Annotated in this window: 11 protein-coding genes; 10 read left to right on the top strand and 1 reads right to left on the bottom strand. The window is 71.2% G+C overall.

From position 1 onward, the window contains the following. Positions 1–202: 202 nt before the first annotated feature. Genes ACFWYS_RS37385 through ACFWYS_RS37365 form a run of 5 tightly spaced genes read left to right on the top strand, consistent with a single transcriptional unit; the run spans position 203 to position 8,651 of the window. Positions 203–2,641 carry an FAD-dependent oxidoreductase gene (locus ACFWYS_RS37385; RefSeq protein WP_384778991.1) on the top strand — a complete coding sequence of 813 codons (2,439 nt, stop codon included), beginning with the start codon at positions 203–205 and terminating at the stop codon, positions 2,639–2,641. Positions 2,642–2,653: 12 nt separating this feature from the next. Beyond that, positions 2,654–3,520 (top strand): bifunctional methylenetetrahydrofolate dehydrogenase/methenyltetrahydrofolate cyclohydrolase, encoded by an 867-nt coding sequence (locus ACFWYS_RS37380; protein WP_384778988.1) that lies wholly within the window; start codon positions 2,654–2,656, stop codon positions 3,518–3,520. Next, positions 3,517–4,758, top strand: coding sequence for a sarcosine oxidase subunit beta family protein (locus tag ACFWYS_RS37375; protein ID WP_384778985.1), 1,242 nt, complete (start codon positions 3,517–3,519; stop codon positions 4,756–4,758). The genes ACFWYS_RS37380 and ACFWYS_RS37375 overlap by 4 nt, the downstream gene beginning before the upstream one ends. A gap of 28 nt (positions 4,759–4,786) precedes the next feature. Continuing rightward, positions 4,787–8,032 carry a sarcosine oxidase subunit delta family protein gene (locus ACFWYS_RS37370; RefSeq protein ID WP_384778982.1) on the top strand — a complete coding sequence of 1,082 codons (3,246 nt, stop codon included), beginning with the start codon at positions 4,787–4,789 and terminating at the stop codon, positions 8,030–8,032. After that, complete coding sequence (locus ACFWYS_RS37365; RefSeq protein WP_384778978.1) at positions 8,025–8,651, top strand: sarcosine oxidase subunit gamma; 627 nt, start codon at positions 8,025–8,027, stop codon at positions 8,649–8,651. Before ACFWYS_RS37370 ends, ACFWYS_RS37365 begins: the two co-directional genes overlap by 8 nt. Positions 8,652–8,738: 87 nt before the next feature. Here the strand turns inward: ACFWYS_RS37365 and ACFWYS_RS37360 are convergent, their stop codons facing one another. Further along, the gene (locus ACFWYS_RS37360; protein WP_384778975.1) at positions 8,739–9,536 is read right to left on the bottom strand and encodes an IclR family transcriptional regulator; all 798 of its coding nucleotides are present in this window, start codon (positions 9,534–9,536) and stop codon (positions 8,739–8,741) included. A gap of 357 nt (positions 9,537–9,893) precedes the next feature. Here ACFWYS_RS37360 and ACFWYS_RS37355 point away from each other — a divergent pair, with 357 nt between their 5' ends. The 5 genes from ACFWYS_RS37355 to ACFWYS_RS37335 form a co-directional block, all read left to right on the top strand. Further along, positions 9,894–11,024 carry an S-(hydroxymethyl)mycothiol dehydrogenase gene (locus ACFWYS_RS37355; protein WP_384778972.1) on the top strand — a complete coding sequence of 377 codons (1,131 nt, stop codon included), beginning with the start codon at positions 9,894–9,896 and terminating at the stop codon, positions 11,022–11,024. A gap of 136 nt (positions 11,025–11,160) precedes the next feature. Further along, the gene (locus ACFWYS_RS37350) at positions 11,161–12,291 is read left to right on the top strand and encodes an aromatic ring-hydroxylating dioxygenase subunit alpha (protein WP_384778969.1); all 1,131 of its coding nucleotides are present in this window, start codon (positions 11,161–11,163) and stop codon (positions 12,289–12,291) included. 174 nt (positions 12,292–12,465) lie between these two features. Beyond that, a complete protein-coding gene (locus ACFWYS_RS37345; protein WP_384778966.1) occupies positions 12,466–13,647 on the top strand; it encodes an NAD(P)/FAD-dependent oxidoreductase in 1,182 nt (393 codons plus the stop codon). After that, positions 13,644–14,081 (top strand): glycine cleavage system protein GcvH, encoded by a 438-nt coding sequence (gene gcvH / locus ACFWYS_RS37340; protein WP_384778963.1) that lies wholly within the window; start codon positions 13,644–13,646, stop codon positions 14,079–14,081. Before ACFWYS_RS37345 ends, gcvH begins: the two co-directional genes overlap by 4 nt. Continuing rightward, a partial coding sequence (locus tag ACFWYS_RS37335) for an aminotransferase class I/II-fold pyridoxal phosphate-dependent enzyme (RefSeq protein WP_384778960.1) occupies positions 14,078–14,593 on the top strand: 516 nt, incomplete at its 3' end. The genes gcvH and ACFWYS_RS37335, both read left to right, overlap by 4 nt.

Raw genomic sequence — 14,593 nt, 5'->3', positions numbered from 1 at the left:
GGGGGCGGTGTTACGGGCGCGCGCGGGCGCGGGGGGCGGCGCGCGGGCGGCGCCGCCCCCCCCGGCCCCACCGGGCATTCCTGTTTTTCCAGGCCGTTTTCCGACGTCACCGGACTCTTGACACCCACCTGCGCGACAGGCACATTGAGTTGCGCAACCTGAATCACGTTGCGTAGAAAGCAACTCAACCGGAGGTGCGGCGATGGCGGGACCCCGAGTGGTCATCATCGGAGCGGGAGTCGTCGGTGCGGCACTCGCGGACGAGATCTCCGCGCGCGGCTGGACCGAAGTGACCGTGGTCGACCAGGGCCCGCTCCCGGCCACCGGGGGCTCGACGTCGCACGCGCCCGGCCTGGTCTTCCAGACGAACTCCTCCAAGACCATGACCGAACTGGCCCGCTACACCGTCGAGAAGTTCTGCTCCCTCGACGTGGACGGCAAGCCCTGCTTCCTCCAGGTCGGCGGGCTGGAGGTGGCGACCACGCCGGAGCGCCTCACCGAACTGCACCGCCGCCACGGCTGGATCACCGCGTGGGGCATAGAGTCACGGCTCCTGACCGCCGACGAGTGCGTCGAACGGCACCCGCTGGTCGACCGGGACAAGGTCCTCGGCGGCCTCCTCGTGCCCACCGACGGTCTAGCGAAGGCCGTCCTCGCCGTCGAGGCGCAGATCCGCCGGGCCACCGAGCGCGGTGTGCGCTTCCTGGCCCGCCACGAGGTCCTCGACGTGCTGCGGGCCGACGGCGAGGTGACCGGCGTCCGCACCGACCAGGGCGATCTGGAAGCCGACATCGTCGTGTGCTGCGCCGGCATCTGGGGCCCGAAGATCGCCCGCATGGTCGGCATGAACCTGCCGCTGACCCCGCTCGCCCACCAGCTCGCCTGGACCGGCCCCGTCCCGGCCCTGGCCGGCCAGACCGAGGAGGCGGTCCGCCCGATCCTGCGCCACCAGGACGCCGACCTCTACTACCGCGACCGCTTCGACGGCATCGGCATCGGCTACTACGGCCACCGCCCGATGCCCATCACCGCCGACGAGATCCTCTCCGTGGACGAGGCCGCCGAGATGCCCTCCGTCCTGAAGTTCACCGAGGAGGACTTCGAGCCGGCCTGGGCCGAGACCCAGTCCCTGCTCCCCGCGACGCAGGAGGCCAAGGTCGAGGAGGGCATCAACGGCCTGTTCTCCTTCACCACCGACAACTTCCCGCTCCTGGGCGAGTCCACGGACGTCAAGGGCTTCTGGGTCGCCGAAGCGGTGTGGGTCACCCACTCCGCGGGCGTCGGCCGGGCCATGGCCGAGTGGCTGGTCGACGGGCACTGCTCGTCCTTCGACCTGCACGAGTGCGACGTCAACCGCTTCGAGCCGCACCAGCTGTCCCCGGAGTACGTCCTGGCCCGCGACTGCCAGAACTTCGTCGAGGTCTACGACATCCTCCACCCGCTCCAGCCCTCCGGTGACCCGCGCCCGATCCGCACCAGCCCCTTCCACGTCCGCCAGCAGGAGCACGGCGCCTTCTTCCTGGAGGCCAACGGCTGGGAGCGCCCGCAGTGGTACGAGGCCAACGCCAAGCTGGTCGAAGGCCGCAGCATCCCCACCCCCAACGACTGGGCCGCGCAGTTCTGGTCGCCCATCGTCGGCGCGGAGGCCCAGGCCACCCGCGAGACCGTCGCGATGTACGACATGACGGCCCTCAAGCGCCTGGAGGTGAGCGGGCCCGGCTCCGCCGAGTTCTTGGAGCGGCTGTGCACCGGCAAGGTCGCCAAGTCCGTCGGCTCGGTCACGTACACCCTGCTCCTCGACCACGACGGCGGCATCCGCAGCGACATCACCGTCGCCCGCCTGGCCCGCGACCTCTTCCAGGTCGGCGCCAACGGCAACCTGGACCTCGACTGGTTCACCCGCCACCTCCCCGCCGACGGCACGGTCCAGGTCCGCGACATCACGCCGGGCACCTGCTGCATCGGCCTGTGGGGCCCGCTGGCCCGCAAGGTCCTGCAGCCCCTCACCGACGAGGACTTCTCGAACGACGGCCTGAAGTACTTCCGGGCCAAGCGCGCCTACATCGGCAGCGTCCCGGTGACGGCGATGCGGCTGTCCTACGTCGGTGAACTCGGCTGGGAGCTGTACACCACCGCCGACCAGGGCCTCAAACTCTGGGACACCCTCTGGCAGGCGGCCAGGCCCCTCGGCGGCGTCATCGCCGGCCGCGGCGCCTTCAACAGCCTCCGCCTGGAGAAGGGGTACCGCTCCTTCGGCACGGACATGACCTACGAGCACGACCCCTACGAGGCCGGCGTCGGCTTCGCCGTCAAGCTCGACAAGGGCGACTTCATCGGCAAGACGGCCCTGGAGCGCCGGAAGCAGGACGTCCGGCGGAAGCTGACCTGCCTCACCATCGACGACCCGCACTCGGTCGTCCTGGGCAAGGAGCCGGTGTACGACGGCGAGCGCGCCGTCGGCTACATCACCAGCGCCGCCTACGGCTACACCATCGGCAAGGGCATCGCCTACGCCTGGCTCCCGACGGAACTCACCGGCCCCGGCACCGCCCTGCAGATCGGCTACTTCGACCGGCGCATCGACGCGGTGGTGGCCGAGGAGCCCCTGTTCGACCCGACCATGTCCCGTCTCCGTGGCTGACCGAGGGAACCGATGACTGCGCAGACACTCGACGGCAAGGCGACCGCCGCCGAAATCCGCCGCGAACTCGCCGAACGCGTGGCCAAGTTGACCGCCATCACCGGCCGTCCACCGGGCCTCGGCACCGTCCTGGTCGGCGACGACCCCGGCAGCCGTGCCTACGTCGCGGGCAAACACCGCGACTGCGCCCAGGTGGGCATCGCGTCCATCCGCCGGGACCTGCCCGCCGACGCCTCGCAGCAGCAGGTCGAGGAGACGATCGACGAGCTGAACGCCGACCCGGGCTGCACCGGTTACATCGTCCAGCTCCCGCTGCCGCGCCCCCTGGACGCCAACGCCGTACTGGAACGCATGGACCCGGCCAAGGACGCCGACGGACTGCACCCCGTCAACCTCGGACGGCTCACCCTGGGCGTCGAGGCCCCGCTGCCCTGCACGCCCCGCGGCATCGTCGAACTGCTGCGGCGCCACGAGGTGCCCCTCGCGGGTGCCCGGGTGTGTGTGATCGGCCGGGGCATCACCGTCGGACGCCCGATCGGCCTCCTCCTCACCCGCCGCTCCGAGAACGCCACCGTGACCCTGTGCCACACCGGCACCAAGGGCCTCGCCTGGCATGTACGCGAGGCGGACATCGTCATCGCCGCCGCCGGCTCGCCCGGCCTCGTCACCAAGGACATGCTGCGCCCCGGCGCGGCGGTCCTGGACGTCGGCATCACCCGCACCGACCAGGGCCTGGTCGGCGACATCCACCCGGACGCCGCCCAGGTCGCCGGCTGGATCGCGCCGATGCCCGGCGGGGTGGGCCCCATGACCCGGGCGATGCTGCTGGCCAACGTCGTGGAGGCCGCCGAGAGGAACGCGAACGGAGACGTCCGATGAGCTCCCGCACCCCGCGCGCCCCCGGCGCCGACCTCCCCGACCACCCCGACTTCCTGTGGCGTACGCCCGATCCCAAGCGGTCGTACGACGTGGTGATCGTCGGCGGCGGCGGACACGGCCTCGCCACCGCCCACTACCTGGCGAAGAACCACGGCATCACCAACGTCGCCGTGCTGGAGAAGGGCTGGCTCGCGGGCGGCAACATGGCCCGCAACACCACGATCATCCGCTCCAACTACCTGTGGGACGAGAGCGCGGGCATCTACGAGCACGCGCTCAAGCTGTGGGAGGGCCTGGCGGAGGACCTGGACTACCCGATCCTCTTCTCCCAGCGCGGCGTGCTGAACCTCGCCCACAGCCTCCAGGACGTCCGCGACAGCGTGCGCCGCGTGGAGGCCAACCGCCTCAACGGCGTGGACGCGGAGTGGCTCGACGCGGACGGCGTCAAGGAAGTCTGCCCGATCGTCAACATCTCCCCGGACGTGCGCTACCCGGTCCTGGGCGCCACCTACCAGCCGCGCGCCGGCATCGCCAAGCACGACTACGTGGCCTGGGGCCTGGCCCGCTCGGCGGACGCCGCCGGCATCGACATCATCCAGAACTGCGAGGTCACCGGCCTGGACGTGGTCGGTGGCCGGGTGGTCGGAGTCCAGACGAACCTGGGCCCCATCGCGGCGGGCAAGGTGGCCCTCTGTTCCGCGGGCCACACCTCGGTCCTCGCCGCGATGGCGGGCATCGAACTCCCCGTCCAGAGCCACCCGTTGCAGGCCCTGGTCTCGGAACTCCTGGAACCGGTCCACCCCACGGTCGTGATGTCCAACGCGGTTCACGTGTACGTCAGCCAGGCCCACAAGGGCGAGCTGGTGATGGGCGCGGGCATCGACGCGTACAACTCCTACACCCAGCGCGGCGCCTTCCACATCATCGAAGAGCAGATGTCGGCGGCCCTGGAGCTCTTCCCGGTCTTCGCCCGCGCCCACGTCCTGCGCACCTGGGGCGGCATCGTCGACGTCAGCCCCGACGCCTCACCGATCATCGGGCTCAGCCCGGTCGACAACCTCTACCTCAACTGCGGCTGGGGAACGGGCGGCTTCAAGGCCACCCCGGGCGTCGGCTGGGTCTACGCCCACACCATCGCCAACGACACTCCCCATCCGTTGAACGCCCCCTTCTCGCTCGACCGTTTCACCACCGGCGCGCTCGTCGACGAGCACGGCGCGGCCGCGGTGGCCCACTAGGACCACTGGAAGCTCTGGGAGCCGATCCATGCTGCTCATCCCCTGCCCGTGGTGCGGGCCCCGCGACGAGGCCGAGTTCCACTACGGCGGTCAGGCCCACGTGCCGTACCCGGAGGACCCGGCATCCCTCACCGACAAGGAGTGGGCCCGCTACCTCTTCTTCCGCGACAACCCCAAGGGCCCCTTCGCCGAGCGCTGGACCCACGCGTCGGGTTGCCGCCGCTGGTTCAACGCGGTTCGGGACACCTCGACCAACGAGATCCTGACGGTGTACAGGACGGGCGAGGAACGCCCGGCACCTGTTGAGCCGAGGCCGGTTGTTTCAGCCCGTCCGGCGTTCGAGGACGAGGCCGTCCGGGCCGAAGCGGGGTCTGGGGGCGCAGCCCCCAGCGGGGTGGAAGGGGCGGAGCCCCTTCAGGATGGGACGGGTAGGGGCGGCGGGGGCGCAGAATCCCAGCCGTTCCGCCACCCCACCCGCGGCCGAATCGACCGCGACACCCCTCTCACGTTCACCTTCGACGGCACCGAATACCGGGGCCACCGAGGCGACACCCTCGCCTCCGCCCTCCTCGCCAACGGCGTCATCCAGGCCGGCACCAGCATCAAACTGGGCCGCCCCCGAGGAATCTTCTCGGCCGGCGTGGAAGAACCCAACGCGGTCGTCCAGATCGAGGAACCCTTCCCCGAGCCCATGCTCCCCGCGACGACCGTCGAGCTCCACGACGGCCTCGTCGCGAGCAGCCTCCCCGGCCAGGGCCGCCTCGCCACAGCCCCCGACCCCGCCCGCTACGACGCCGTACACGCCCACTGCGACCTGCTGATCGTCGGCGCGGGCCCGGCCGGCCTCGCCGCAGCGGCAGCGGCGGCCGGAACCGGCGCCCGAGTCATCCTCGCCGACGACCAGCCGGAACCGGGCGGCAGTCTCCTCGGCACGGGCGAACACCTCGACTGGGTACAAGAGGTCACCGCCCACCTGGCCACCGCCCCCGAGGTACGCGTCCTGCCCCGCACCACCGTCTTCGGCCACTACGACGACAACCACCTCCTCGCCGTGGAGCGCCGCACCAACCACCTCGGCACCGACGCCCCCGACAACACCTCCCGCGAACGCGTCTGGCGCATCCGCGCCCGCCGAGTCGTCCTCGCCACCGGCGCCCACGAACGCTCGCTCGCCTTCGCGGACAACGACCGCCCCGGCGTGATGCTGGCCTCATCGGCCCGCACCCACGTCAACCGCCACGGCGCCCTGCCGGGCCGCCACGCGGTCGTCTTCACGACCAACGACAGCGCGTACGCGGCGGCGCTGGACCTCGCCGCGGCCGGTCTGGACATCACGGCGATCGTCGACACCCGCCCCGAACCGGGGGAGTGGGCCGAGCGCGCGAGGGCGGCCGGCATCGAGGTGCTGTCCGGACACGCCGTCACGGGCACGGAGGGCGAGGCCCGCCTCACCGCCGTGACCGTGGCCCCGTACGGAGAGTCCGTGGGGCAGCGGCAGTTCGCCGCCGACCTGCTGCTGGTCTCCGGCGGCTGGAACCCGGTGGCGCACCTGTTCAGCCAGTCGGGCGGCAAGCTGCGGTACGACGAGACGCTGGGCTCCTTCGTCCCCGACACCTGCCGTCAGGCGGTCGAGGTCGCGGGCAGCGCGAGCGGCGTCCTCGACCCGGCCACCGTCCTGGCACAGGGCGCGGCCGCCGGTGCCCGGGCCGTGGCGGCCGAGGGCTACACGCCCGGCACGCCCCGCCTCCCACAGGTCGCCGCACAGCCACGGCACACGCCCCCCATGCACGTGCACGTCGTCCCGGGCGGCACCGACGACGCCCCCCGCTTCGTCGACCTCCAACGCGACGTCACCGTCGACGGCCTGGCCCGCGCGACCGGCGCCGGACTGCGCTCGGTCGAGCACACCAAGCGCTACACCACGGCCGGCACCGCCAACGACCAGGGCAAGACCTCCGGCGTCCTGGCCAGTGGCGTGGTCGCCGAACTCCTCGGCGTGGACATCTCGGCGCTCGGCACGACCACGTTCCGCCCGCCGTACACGCCGGTCTCCTTCGCCGCCCTCGCGGGCCGCGACCGGGGCGCGCTGAGCGACCCGGTCCGTACGACCGCCATCCACGAGTGGCATGTCGCGCACGGCGCCCTGTTCGAGAACGTCGGCCAGTGGAAGCGCCCCTGGTACTACCCCCAGGACGGCGAGGACATGGAGGCCGCCGTGCTGCGCGAGTGCCGGGCCACCCGCGAGAGCGTCGGTTTCATGGACGCCTCCACCCTCGGCAAGATCGACGTCCAGGGCCCGGACGCGGGCGTCTTCCTCGACCGGCTCTACACCAACATGATGAGCACCCTGAAGGTCGGCATGATCCGCTACGGCGTCATGTGCCGCCCGGACGGCATGGTCTTCGACGACGGCACGGTCATCCGCGTCGCCCAGGACCGCTACCTCGTCACCACGACGACGGGCAACGCCGCCGCCGTACTCGACTGGATGGAGGAGTGGCTGCAGACCGAGTGGCCCGAGCTGAAGGTCCACTGCACCTCCGTGACCGAACAGTGGGCCACGGTCGCCCTGGTCGGCCCGAGGTCCCGCGAGGTCATCGGCTCGCTCGCACCCCAACTGGCCGTCGCCAACGACGACTTCCCGTTCATGGCCTGGCGCGAGACGACCGTCGCCGGTATCGCGGCCCGGGTCTGCCGGATCAGCTTCTCCGGTGAACTCGCCTACGAGATCAACGTGTCACCGTGGCAGGGCCTCGCCCTGTGGGAGGCCGTGTACGAGGCCGGAGCCCCGTACGGCATCACCCCGTACGGCACCGAGACCATGCACGTCCTGCGCGCCGAGAAGGGCTACCCGATCATCGGCCAGGACACCGACGGCACCGTCACCCCCCAGGACCTCGGCATGAGCTGGGTGGTGTCGAAGAAGAAGCCGGACTTCATCGGCAAGCGGTCCCACGCCCGCGCGGACACCGCCCGCCCCGACCGCAAGCACCTGGTCGGCCTCCTCCCCGAGGACCCGGGCACCTTCCTCCCGGAGGGCACCCACCTGATCGCCGACGGTGTGCTGCCGGCCCCGCCGGTCCCCATGCTCGGCCATGTCACGTCCAGCTACCGCAGCGCGGCCCTGGGCAGGACCTTCGCACTCGCCCTGATCAAGGGCGGCCGGGACCGCATCGGCGAGCGGTTGTACGCACCCGTGGGCGACCGGCTGGTCCCGGTGACCGTCGCAAGCCCCGTCCTCTACGACCCCGAGGGAGCCCGCCGCGATGGCTGACACCCCCCTTGACACCACCATTGGCACCAGCCGTGTCACCCCGCTCCGCAGCCCCCTGTCGCATGTCGCCGACCGCCTGGCCGCAGCGACCCGCACCTCCGGGGGCGCCATCCGGCTGGCCGAACTGCCCTTCCTGGCCCAGCTCAACGTGCGCCTCGACGCCAAGGGACCGGCGGCGGAAGCCGTCGGGCTCGCACTGGACCTCCAGCTGCCCCTCCAGCCGAACACCGTCGTCCGCGCGGGGGAGCTGACCGCGCTGTGGCTCGGCCCGGACGAGTGGCTGCTGGTGGGACCGCCGGGCGGTGAGCGGGACCTGGAGAGCCGGGTCAGGGAGGCCGCGGGAGACGAGCCCGTCTCCGTCATCGACGTCTCCGCGCAGCGCACCACGCTCCTGGTCACCGGCCCCCACGCCCACGACCTGCTGGCCCACGGCTGCTCGCTGGACCTGCACCCGCGGGTCTTCGGCCCCGGACGCTGCGCCCAGACGACACTGGGCCGCACCCAGGTCGTCCTGGTCGCCCGGGACGAACCCAGGGCCGGATTCTGGGTCCTGGTCCGCTCGACGTTCGCCGGCTATCTGGCGGACTGGTTGCTCGACGCGGCGACGGAGTACATCTGAGCGGGCGCCCGCCGGGGCGTCGAAGCGGCGGCGTCGGCAGGGGCGCCGCCGCACCGAACGCCCCGTGGAGCTCCCGTCCGTGGCGCCTCAGCCCAGATGGCCCATCCGGCGACTGATCTCATCCGCCCCGCCGATCAGCAGGGGTGCCAGCTCGTGGATGCGTTCCTCCGTGAAGCGGTACGCGGGGCCGGAGGCGCTGAGCGCGGCGATGACCTCACCGTCGCGGGACCGGATCGGGGCCGCGACGGCGTGCAGTCCGATCTCCATCTCCTCCAGCGTCATCGCGTACCCGCGCTCCCGAGCCTCGGCGAGGTTCTTCTCCAGCTTCGTCCTCGCGGTCAGCGTGTGCGGCGTCAGCTTCTGCACCCCGGACGTCGCGAGGACGGCGGTGCGCTCCTCCTGGGACAGATGGGCCAGCAGGATCTTGCCGCTCGACGTGGCGTACACCGGGGTCAGTTGCCCGACCCAGTTGTGGGTGCCGACCGCGCCCGGGCCCCGTACCTGATAGAGGTTGACCGCGTAGTGCTCCTGCAGGACCGCGATGTTGACCGTCTCGCCGATCTCCTCGCTGAGCCGCTCGCACACCGGCCGGCCCTGCTGGGTGATGTCGAGGCGGCCGGTGACCGCGCCGGCCAGCCGCACGATGCCGAAGCCCAGCCGGTACTTGCCCCGCTCGGCCGTCTGCTCGACCAGACCGCGCGCCTCCAGTGCCCCGAGCAGACGGAACGCGGTCGACTTGTGGACGTCGATCTCGGCGGCCACCTCGCTCACGCCCGCCTCGCCTCGATGGGCGAGGATCTCCAGGACGCTGACGGCGCGGTCGACGGACTGCACTCCGTTCACCGCGGGACCAGTTGTTTCGCTCTCTGCGGTGTAGTTGCTCATAGCGCAACTATACGCACGGGCGTGGAAGGGTCCAGAGGGTCCGGCGAGAGCCGTCGGGCACGGCGGGAGGGGCCGGATCCGGCCGCCCGCCCGCATGGTCGCACGCACCGCCCGGTCGGCGGAAGGTCGCGGTGCGGTTCCCGTTCAAGTTCGCTCGGCCAACCCCTTGACAGTCCGTGTCCGCGAGGAGACAGTTTGGTCGGTCGTTGCTTATAACGAAGAGAGTTGCGTAATGCACAACTCTAGTGGCGGCTCGGCCTGGAGGAGCAAGCAGTCGACGGCTCCCCGCCATCCAGAACATCAGGCCGAAGATCCCGAAGATCGCGTTCGGCCGTCCCCTCGACGAGGAGAGCGACCGTGATACACGAGGTACGCGCTGTCGTCGCCCGCCAGAAGGGCGCGCCGGTCTCGGTGGAGACCATCCTGGTGCCGGATCCCGGCCCTGGTGAGGCGCTGGTGCGGGTACAGGCGTGCGGCGTCTGCCACACCGACCTGCACTACCGGGAGGGCGGGATCTCCGACGGGTTCCCGTTCCTGCTCGGTCATGAGGCGGCCGGTGTCGTCGAGTCGGTCGGCGAGGGCGTCACCGACGTCGCCCCCGGCGACTTCGTCGTCCTCAACTGGCATGCCGTGTGCGGCACTTGCCGGTCCTGTGGCAGGGGCAGGCCCTGGTACTGCTTCGCCACCCACAACGCCGCACAGCCGATGACCCTGGCCGACGGCACCCCGCTGTCCCCGGCCCTCGGCATCGGCGCCTTCGCGGAGAAGACCCTGGTCGCCGCCGGACAGTGCACCAAGGTCGACCCGACCGCCTCGCCCGCCGCGGCCGGGCTGCTCGGCTGCGGTGTGATGGCCGGGTTCGGTGCCGCCGTCCACACCGGCGGCGTCGGCCGTGGCGACTCGATCGCGGTGATCGGCTGCGGCGGCGTGGGCATGGCCGCGATCGCCGGAGCCAAGGTGGCCGGAGCGTCCCGCATCATCGCCGTGGACGTCGACGAGCGGAAACTGAAGTGGGCCGAGCAGTTCGGCGCCACCGACACCGTCGACTCCTCCCGGACCGACGCCGTCGAGGCGATCCGTGAACTCACCGGCGGCTTCGGCGCCGACGTCGTCGTGGACGCGGTGGGCCGCCCCGAGACCTTCAGACAGGCCTTCTACGCCCGCGACCTGGCCGGCACCGCCGTCCTGGTCGGCGTCCCCACCCCGGAGCTCACCCTCGGCCTGCCCCTGCTGGACGTCTTCGGCCGCGGCGGCGCCCTGAAGTCCTCCTGGTACGGCGACTGCCTGCCCTCCCGGGACTTCCCCGCCCTGATCGACCTCTACCTCCAGGGCCGCTTCGACCTGGGCGACTTCGTCAGCGAGACGATCGGCCTGGACGACGTGGAGAGCGCCTTCGCCAAGATGCACCACGGCGACGTCCTGCGCTCGGTGGTGCTGACCGCCGCCGAGCCGCTGTTCGACCCCGAGACGTCCCGCATCCGGCGCTGAGCCGGCGACGAGCGCCGACCGGACACCAGCCGGCCGAGATCCTCGCCGGCCTGGCCACCGTTGGCACCACCGACCACCCCATAGACCTGTCCGCCCCCCCGCCGCGTGCGCGTCCGACATTTCCGAAGGTGACCCGATGACCATCACGAACCTGCCGCCCAGCCTGATCCCCACGCTGTCCGGCGAGTACTACACCGACCCCGAGGTCTTCGCGCAGGAGCAGGAGCGGGTCTTCGAGACCATGTGGTTCTGCGTGGCCCGCGCCGCCGACCTGGCCAGGCCCGGCGCCTTCCGCACCTACCAGGTGGGCCGCGAGAGCGTGCTCGTCTCCCGCTCGCGGGACGGCTCGGTCAAGGCGTTCCTCAACATCTGCCGGCATCGCGGCGCCAAGCTGTGCCTTGAGGAGTCCGGCGAGGTCAAGCGGGCCTTCCAGTGCCCGTACCACGCCTGGACCTACGGCCTGGACGGCAAGCTGGTCGCCGCACCCAACCTGACGTCGATGCCGGACATCGACCGCAAGGAGTACGGCCTGATCAACGTCCATGTGCGCGAATGGCTCGGCTATGTGTGGGTGTGCCTCGCCGACGAGCCGCCCTCCTTCGAGGCCGAGGTGCTGGGCGCGATCGTCGAGCGGCTCGGCGACGTCGAGTCCATCGAGCGCTACGACATCGACAACCTCCAGGTGGGACGCCGTATCACCTACGACGTGCGGGCCAACTGGAAGCTCATCATCGAGAACTTCATGGAGTGCTACCACTGCGCCACCATCCATCCCGAACTCACCGAGGTGCTGCCGGAGTTCGCGGACGGCTACGCGGCCCAGTACTACGTCGGTCACGGCGCCGAGTTCGGCGAGGAGGTCCAGGGGTTCACAGTCGACGGCTCCGAAGGGCTGGACCGTATACCCGGGGTGGCGGAGGACCAGGACCGTCGCTACTACGCGATCACCGTCCGGCCGCAGGTCTTCATCAACCTCGTGCCCGACCATGTGATCTTCCACCGGATGTACCCGGTGTCCGTGGACCGCACGATCGTCGAATGCGACTGGCTCTATCTCCCGCACGTCGTCGAGAGCGGCAAGGACGTGGAGCGTTCCGTGGAGCTGTTCCACCGGGTCAACCAGCAGGACTTCGACGCCTGCGAGCGCACCCAGCCCGCGATGAGCTCGAAGGCGTACGCCAAGGGCGGCGTCCTGGTGCCCAGCGAGCACCACATCGGCGAGTTCCACACCTGGCTGCAGCACAAGCTGGCGGTACGGCCCGCGTAGCCGCGAGCGCGCCCGTTCTCCCGTCGGCGCCCGTTGCGGAATGTGCAACATCGAGCATCATCAGAAATTGATCTGTGTCGCCTCCCTTGACAACGCCCGCATCGCGCGGAAAGCATGTTGCGTATAGCGATTGTCGTTGTGTTATGTGAGACAACCCCTCGTCTGGAGCCGGGCATGAGGAGCATCACCGTCGTCGGAGCGTCGCTGGCAGGCCTGAGCACGGTCCGCGCGCTGCGCGCAGAGGGCTATGACGGCGAGATCGTCGTCGTCGGGGAGGAGCGCCACACTCCCTACGACCGGCCCCCGCTGTCCAAGGACTTCCTCAAGGGCGACATCGACGCCGAGGGGCTCGCGCTCGGCGACGCCGACGAGTACGAGGTCCTGGACGCGCAATGGCTGCTCGGCGAGCGCGCCGTGCGGCTCGACCCCGTCGCCCGCACCGTCACCCTGACCGGCGGACGGCATGTGCGCACCGACGGCGTCGTCATCGCGACCGGCGCCGGCGCCCGCACCCTCCCCGGCGCGGACGGCCTGGCGGGCGTCCACACCCTGCGCACCCTGGACGACGCCCAGGCCCTGCGCGCCGAACTGCTCGACGGGCTGCCCCGGGTCGTCGTCATCGGCGCCGGGTTCATCGGCGCCGAAGTGGCGTCCACCGCTCACCGGCTCGGACTGCACGTCACCGTCGTCGAGGCGCTCGACGTACCTCTGGAGCGCCAACTCGGCCGCGAGATGGGGCTGGTGGTCTCCTCGCTGCACAGTGATCACGGGGTTCGGCTGCTGTGCGGAACCGGCGTGGCGGAACTCGTCGGCGAGGGCCGGGTCACGGGCGTACGGCTGGCGGACGGACGTCTGCTGCCCGCCGACATCGTGGTGGTCGGGGTGGGCGTCCGGCCCCACACCGACTGGCTCGCCGGTTCCGGTGTGCAGGTGGAGGACGGCGTGGTGTGCGACTCCGGCTGCTCGACCGGCATCCCGGGCGTGGTCGCCGTAGGTGACGTCGCCCGCTGCCCCAACCCGTTCACCGGACGGCACGCCCGCATCGAGCACTGGAGCAACGCCACCGAGCAGGCGAAGACCGCCGCCCGCACCCTGCTGACCGGTGTGCCGGCCCAGGCTCCGCTCACCGCGCCGTACTTCTGGTCCGACCAGTACCAGGCCCGCATCCAGGTCGCCGGGTACGTCGCCCCCGGTGCCGAGCCCGAGGTCGTCGAGGGCGACATCGACAGCCGCACCTTCACGGCCGTCTACCGGCGCGAGGGCACCCCCGTCGCCGTGCTCTCCCTCAACCAGCCGAAGTTCTTCAACCGGCTCCGCCGCACCCTCGTCCCGGCCGCCGCGGCCGTCGTGTCATGAGCTCCCCGCCTCAACTCTCCCCGGCCTGCGCGCAGGAGACCGCCACGAGCATTCCGCGGCACCTGCGGTCCACCTGGGACCACGAGTGGCTGATCGTGGACGAGGGCGACGCCACGGTGGGCATCACCGCCTTCGCGGCGAAGGCCCTGGGCGACGTCGTCAACCTCCGCCTGCCCGAGGTCGGCACATGGGTCGAGGCGGGGGAGAGCTGCGGGCGCATCGAGTCCCGCACCGCCGTCAGCGGCCTGTACGCCCCCGCCTCCGGCCGGGTCCTGGAGGTCAACACCGCGCTGGCCGACGACCCCGGCGTCGTCAACGCCGCCCCCTACACCGGCGGCTGGCTGTTCAGGCTGCGGGTCGAGAACATCGCCGGCGCCCTGTCCGCCGATGCCTACGCCGCCCACTGCGCCCACACCCGAGGAGAGCGCCGATGACCCTGTTGAACCAGTCCCTGCACGAGCTGGACCCGGCCGTCGCGGCCGCGCTCGACGCCGAGCTGGAGCGTCAGCAGTCCACCCTGGAGATGATCGCCTCCGAGAATTTCGCGCCCGTCGCGGTGATGGAGGCGCAGGGCTCGGTCCTGACCAACAAGTACGCCGAGGGCTATCCGGGCCGCCGCTACTACGGCGGCTGTGAGCACGTGGACGTGGCCGAGCAGATCGCCATCGACCGGGTCAAGGAGCTGTTCGGCGCCGAGTACGCGAACGTCCAGCCCCACTCCGGGGCCTCCGCCAACCAGGCCGCGCTGTTCGCCCTGGCCCAGCCCGGCGACACCATCCTGGGGCTGGACCTGGCGCACGGCGGCCACCTCACCCACGGGATGCGGCTGAACTTCTCCGGCAAGCAGTTCAACGTGGTCCCCTACCACGTGGACGACTCCGGCCTGGTGGACATGGCCGAGGTGGAGCGGCTCGCCAAGGAGCACCGGCCGAAGGTGATCATCGCG

Source organism: Streptomyces sp. NPDC059010 (genome assembly GCF_042740355.1).
Classification (GTDB): Bacteria; Actinomycetota; Actinomycetes; order Streptomycetales; family Streptomycetaceae; genus Streptomyces.
This window is presented reverse-complemented; position numbering and strand designations above follow the sequence as displayed.

Excerpts from the sequence above, each read along its gene's own strand:
- ACFWYS_RS37385 (WP_384778991.1), top strand. The coding sequence starts at position 203 with ATGGCGGGACCCCGAGTGGTCATCATCGGAGCGGGAGTCGTCGGTGCG.
- ACFWYS_RS37380 (WP_384778988.1), top strand. The coding sequence starts at position 2,654 with ATGACTGCGCAGACACTCGACGGCAAGGCGACCGCCGCCGAAATCCGC.
- ACFWYS_RS37375 (WP_384778985.1), top strand. The coding sequence starts at position 3,517 with ATGAGCTCCCGCACCCCGCGCGCCCCCGGCGCCGACCTCCCCGACCAC.
- ACFWYS_RS37370 (WP_384778982.1), top strand. The coding sequence starts at position 4,787 with ATGCTGCTCATCCCCTGCCCGTGGTGCGGGCCCCGCGACGAGGCCGAG.
- ACFWYS_RS37365 (WP_384778978.1), top strand. The coding sequence starts at position 8,025 with ATGGCTGACACCCCCCTTGACACCACCATTGGCACCAGCCGTGTCACC.
- ACFWYS_RS37360 (WP_384778975.1), bottom strand. The coding sequence starts at position 9,536 with ATGAGCAACTACACCGCAGAGAGCGAAACAACTGGTCCCGCGGTGAAC.
- ACFWYS_RS37350 (WP_384778969.1), top strand. The coding sequence starts at position 11,161 with ATGACCATCACGAACCTGCCGCCCAGCCTGATCCCCACGCTGTCCGGC.
- ACFWYS_RS37345 (WP_384778966.1), top strand. The coding sequence starts at position 12,466 with ATGAGGAGCATCACCGTCGTCGGAGCGTCGCTGGCAGGCCTGAGCACG.
- gcvH (WP_384778963.1), top strand. The coding sequence starts at position 13,644 with ATGAGCTCCCCGCCTCAACTCTCCCCGGCCTGCGCGCAGGAGACCGCC.